This window comes from Caldanaerobacter subterraneus (assembly GCF_004345675.1).
Lineage (GTDB): Bacteria > Bacillota > Thermoanaerobacteria > Thermoanaerobacterales > Thermoanaerobacteraceae > Thermoanaerobacter > Thermoanaerobacter subterraneus.
The window spans coordinates 66,215-71,586 of record NZ_SLWU01000015.1 but is presented as its reverse complement, the minus strand read 5'-3'; the positions used below and the strand labels follow the sequence as shown (position 1 = coordinate 71,586).

The following is a 5,372-nucleotide window of genomic DNA, read 5'->3' as shown; positions in this document are numbered from 1 at the left end:
AGTTCTTAAACTTACACTCTGTATTTTATCAGGAGGTACTTATTTTTTCAAAGTCCATTCTCCCTTATTTTTATTCATTACAGGAATGCTCCATTGCAATTGACCTTGCAATAATCAACATATTAGCAAAATTCATCACTCCATTTGGCGTTTTTGAAATTATTTCATCAAATTTAGGAAGCAATATTTCATCAGTATATTTTTCTAAAGCATTTCTGTTCCTACTCTGTCGAATAAATATTCTTTTCAATTCATTTCTCAAAATCCCGATAACTTGCTCTTTATTTCTATCATCATACAGTCTGTCCACTACCTCAAAAAATTGATAAGGAAATGTGGATGAAAATTCTTCTTTTTTGAAATGCTCTATAAGTTCTTTCAAAAAATCTATCAACTCCCATTTGCCCCCGCATTCTTTCAGTGCCTCACTTCCTTTTATAAACTTAAGGCAAAATGCATCTCTATTATACTGTCTTTCATCCTTTGCTTTTTTCTGAGCCAGTTGAACCTCTTTTAAGGCAAGGTAAAGAGGATATTTATGATGAACTATCACAATACCTGCACTCATGGAGGCTTCAGAACTTAAAACTTTTTTAAAAGCGTTTTGTAATTCATAAGCACATCCCAAGACCTCCTCTACAGGAAGCAATGCTAAAACGTCATCCCCTCCTGCATAAACCAATTTCCCGTAATGTTTTTCTTCTACAATTCTTCGCACTTCTTGAAGAGCAAACGTGGAAATTTTTCTGCTCAGGGTCTGGTGAAGAGAAGGAGTAGTAGGGTGTTTCTTGTAAAGTATCGAAGATGGATTATCTTTTGCATGTTGTTTTATATGTTCTCCCACTTTGGGGTGTAAAGTTTCCATTATAGATGGATTATTCTCTCCTTTTAACCATTTCCCCATGTGATCTCCATCCATTTGAAGAATAGCATAATACCTGGAAGGGTTGATTTTGTAAGCCTCCAGAAGCTTTGTTATTTTCTGAACCATGTTCTGAAAGTCCTCTATTTCGAAGTTCTCTGTATATTCGCTTTTAATATATTCTTCTCTATAACTCTCTTTCATTAGCCATTGACCATCTATCTCAAAAAGCTGGTTATCTTTTAATTTTGGAACAGAAACAGTATTGGGAAGCATAAGTTTCTGCTTAAATTCTTTAAACAATTCCTTAAACTCTGCAATAAACTCTTTGTTCTCTGCAATTCTCCTTTTTTCTCCAATAGTTGCCATTTCAGAAGTTGAGGGAAATTTCAGTTCCTCGGAAAGATTTAGCTCTTCCTTCATTATCTTTGGGAACAATCGCTTCGCAAGACACACCCCACAAAGTCGTTCATTTTCTTTTACTAAACCTTTTTCCTTACTCCTTAATTTCTCCCAATCCAATGGCAAAACTTCAAATTCTCCGCACAAACTGCATTTACGCCCTTTTTGCTCTAACTGTTCAAATTCTCTTATGCTTTTCCTTGCTCCAAGCAATTTTTCGGTTAGTTCAAGAAGCAGTGAATAAGCTATGCTAAAATCTCTGTATTTTTTACTTTTTTCTTGATTTTTACCTAATATTTTATTAACATGTTTTGTAAACTCACTTATCGTGTGATAAAGCTCTGTCTCCCCTATTATTTCTCTATAACCAGCCAAAGCCTCTTCTGGAGATTCTTCTTCTTCAAACCAGGGCATAACCGCCCAATAAACCTGGAAATATTTTAATAGCTGATTTTCAATCTGCAACTGAATTTTTTCTAAATCTCTATCCAGATTTAAAATGCCTTCTAATCTTTGCGCTGTCTTTTTGGCTAACCTCTTTAGTTGCTCTTTAAAGTTTTTCTCACATTCTTCGCCCAGTTTCAAAGCTTCTCCTTCATTAACCGGCACAATTGCAAGAAACTTATTAGGCATATTAGCAATAGTCAATTTTCCTTCTAAACTTTCAGACCTCGGCACTCTATTCCATTCTTTAAACCATTCATCAAACTCTGTTTGCGCTAGATCCGTGAATGAATTACCAAATACCTTTGAACTAAGCCATAAATCTACAAGAGGTTGACCTAAAAGATTCGGGTACACAATTACATCTGGCCCATAATGTTCAACTACAAACTTCATACTTTCCCATATGAAGTAAGAAAGCATATAACTGCCTGCCCATAAATCAGAAGTTTTTCTAGCGGTAGCAATAAAGCTTTGAACAGGACCAATTGTAAAAAGCAAAAATGCTGGTTTGGGAAGAGCTGAAACCAGAGTGGACGTTTGAACAAGGTGATCATAAATAGAGTGATTGGGTGCCCTTGTATCTGCAGGATGAATTTTCATCCAGTGAAAAATTTTTTGATAGAATCTCCATAGAAATAAAAACAAGATTTTTGCTTTTTCTTCTTTATTTATCTGAGAAAGCTTATAATTCGTTGCAAGTTTCTCTATTAATTCTAAAAAACGCTTATTCTCAGTTTCATACTCTGTTTCTGCCAGTATATCGTAATATATTTTTTTGCTAAATATGTCAAAAAATATCACATCTTCTCCTCTTATTTTAACAGCCACTGGGGGAAGTATTCTATTTACAGGATAAGCTTGTGTATCTGCTTTTTCAATAAGTTTCTCTTCTTCCTCTGTTAAATCTTCTCCAAGAAGTGGTTCAATTACTTTAGATTTAATTAAAATCTCATGGCATCGACCTTTTTCCTGAAGCTGGAACTTTTTTATACATTCTTCATTGTCCATAGAAATTATCCAATGCTTATGAGGAGGGTCATGAAGAAAAGCTTTAAGTTTCAGAAGCCATACTTTTCCCATCTTTTTCTCCCTCACTTTTTCTAAACTTCAAAAAAGAAAATTTTGTATAATTATCATCTAACAGTTCTGCTTTTTACTATGTATAATTCTACATCAATTGCCAATTTCCTTCTTGAAATTATAAAAATTTCAACTTTTTTAACAAAAAATTATCTTTCCTCTGTAAAAATTAGGGAATAATACAAAAAGCCTTGTACCTCACAAGGCTTTTTGTACTATTCATAAAAATTCTCCTCAAGATATAATACTTTTCCCCCTTCTTTTTCACCCCAGTTAACTTTAACACCCAGCCCTTCAATTAAAAATTCTAAAGGCACATATGTTCGGTTATTCTCTATTCTTGGAAAGAATTCCATAGAAAAAGTTTCACCATTCTTAATGTACGTAGTTCTCCCAATCTGAAGAGTTATTTCTGTATTGTTATACTTAATGGTAATTGTCTTGTTTAAATCATTCCAAGATATTTCTCCATTTAATTTCTCTATCACATTTCTAAGTGGCACAAACACTTTTTCATCTTCTATATACGCTTTCTCATATTCTTTAGAACTATCAAGTATAGTCCCATTTATGTAAATTTCCACATTATAATCTTTTTCTCCCAAAGTTTCAAAATACACTGCTACGAAGGTATCTGTTTCTATAGTTCTTATAGTGATGATGTCTTTACTGGTATTTTTAAATTTATAATCCCAATTTGCATCCCAGTCGACTGCCGCATCATCGCCATCCGGAGCATATATAGCACCGTACAAATGTTTATGTCTCTCTACCACTTTTAGTCCACTATTTATAACAGCCCTATGAATTGCAGTCGCTGTAGCACACACTCCTCCACCTACATCTTTATAGTAATAGCCCCCTGATCCAGAAAGCCCTTCGTAAAATCCTTGCGCTATTGTTCGCTTACCAACAGTTTTATTAAAAGAAAAAATTTGATCAGGCTTTACTTTTACCCCTTCAATGTACTTTAAAGCCATTTTTGCATTTTTGTTATTATTTTCAAACTTGAAGTCTGTAGGAAGGTCTACAACTCCTATACCTAAGATTTTAGAATAAGCCGGTTCTATAGAAAAACACATAAACAGAATAAAAATAAACAACAGCATTAATATTTTAAAACTAAGGTCATAGAACATTTTCATCTCCACTCACCCCATTAATTTTTACTTTTTAACTTTCTCTTCGGCATATTGGAGATATAATTTATTAGATTTATTTGGCCAAAATTGTTTTTTATTTATTTGTTAAATTTGTTTTACTCAAAAAATTTCAACCTCTTAACTGGAGTGGAACTTCCACCAACACAAAAAGCTTAAAAAGATGATTCTCAAGAATATTTCAATCTTTATTAGGTAAAAAACGCCAAATCACTTCGCTAACTCTATTCTCTTCGATTGTTTCTAACTCACCATTATCAAATTCAATTTCATATGCTCTGGGCAAACCCTTTATGTCAAACACATGAACTACAGTTCCCTCTCGTCCATCCTTAGTTTTCAAAACATCAAGTTCTTTAATCTTCACAAATTTTCCCTCCCCTCATTCACAGCTGTAATTCATTTTAAACAACGATACTCAGGCGGCTGTTCCTGTTCTTCTTGCTGTGTTTCAACCCCTCTTAGGTAGGCTAAAAACCTGCCTCCAAAAATTTTGATATGTTTATACTTCCAGTTTCAATACCTCTTAGGTAGGCTAAAAACAGCAAGAGTCACTTGTTTATGCAAACGGAGGATGGGGTTTCAATCCCTCTTAGGTAGGCTAAAAACATACTAAACCGCTTAGTAGATACTCATGTACAGTTGTTTCAATCCCTCTTAGGTAGGCTAAAAACAAAAAATATGCTAGAGACTTTGAAAAATACAAGAGAGAGTTTCAATCCCTCTTAGGTAGGCTAAAAACTTGGAGCACATGCACAAGGTTATAACCATTGCTCGATGTTTCAATCCCTCTTAGGTAGGCTAAAAACAAGACTATATAAAGTTTTTAAAGGGAGGGGAAAATATGAGTTTCAATCCCTCTTAGGTAGGCTAAAAACTTGCCTTTTCTTTTTACTTTTCTTCAATTCAAACATAGGTTTCAATCCCTCTTAGGTAGGCTAAAAACTTGCAAGCCGAAGCAAGGAAAACCGATTGCACAAGCTTAACGTTTCAATCCCTCTTAGGTAGGCTAAAAACAAGCGACAACAACAAATTGAAATTTGGCAAGAAGGTATGTTTCAATCCCTCTTAGGTAGGCTAAAAACCATGGTATGTGTACAGTAGTAAAATAAGAGCTGAAAGTGTTTCAATCCCTCTTAGGTAGGCTAAAAACAGTATTCATCCAATACTCAACATAAGCAAAAACTCTAAAGTTTCAATCCCTCTTAGGTAGGCTAAAAACGAATTGCAAGGACAGAAACAATATCGGCTGCAAATGCGTTTCAATCCCTCTTAGGTAGGCTAAAAACAGATTGCGAGGACTATAGAGATGGTCTTTGTGATGGGTTTCAATCCCTCTTAGGTAGGCTAAAAACAACTTTTCCTAAAAGCATTCTAATTCCTCCTACCAGTTTCAATCCCTCTTAGGTAGGCTAAAAACA

3 protein-coding genes and 1 CRISPR repeat array are annotated in these 5,372 nt (G+C 34.3%); all 3 genes read right to left on the bottom strand.

The window, feature by feature from the left end; translation table 11 throughout:
• Positions 1-70 precede the first annotated feature (70 nt).
• Positions 71-2,791 carry a type III-B CRISPR-associated protein Cas10/Cmr2 gene (gene cas10 / locus EV203_RS08075; RefSeq protein WP_132039962.1) on the bottom strand — a complete coding sequence of 907 codons (2,721 nt, stop codon included), beginning with the start codon at positions 2,789-2,791 and terminating at the stop codon, positions 71-73.
• A gap of 215 nt (positions 2,792-3,006) precedes the next feature.
• Positions 3,007-3,936, bottom strand: coding sequence for a VanW family protein (locus tag EV203_RS08070; protein ID WP_132039960.1), 930 nt, complete (start codon positions 3,934-3,936; stop codon positions 3,007-3,009).
• A gap of 196 nt (positions 3,937-4,132) precedes the next feature.
• A complete protein-coding gene (locus tag EV203_RS08065; protein ID WP_132039958.1) occupies positions 4,133-4,318 on the bottom strand; it encodes a DUF4926 domain-containing protein in 186 nt (61 codons plus the stop codon).
• Between the two features lie 81 nt (positions 4,319-4,399).
• A CRISPR array of direct repeats spans positions 4,400-5,371; the repeat unit is 30 nt; unit sequence GTTTCAATCCCTCTTAGGTAGGCTAAAAAC.
• Between the last annotated feature and the right edge of the window lies 1 nt (position 5,372).

Excerpts from the sequence above, each read along its gene's own strand:
- EV203_RS08070 (WP_132039960.1), bottom strand. The coding sequence starts at position 3,936 with ATGAAAATGTTCTATGACCTTAGTTTTAAAATATTAATGCTGTTGTTT.
- cas10 (WP_132039962.1), bottom strand. The coding sequence starts at position 2,791 with ATGGGAAAAGTATGGCTTCTGAAACTTAAAGCTTTTCTTCATGACCCT.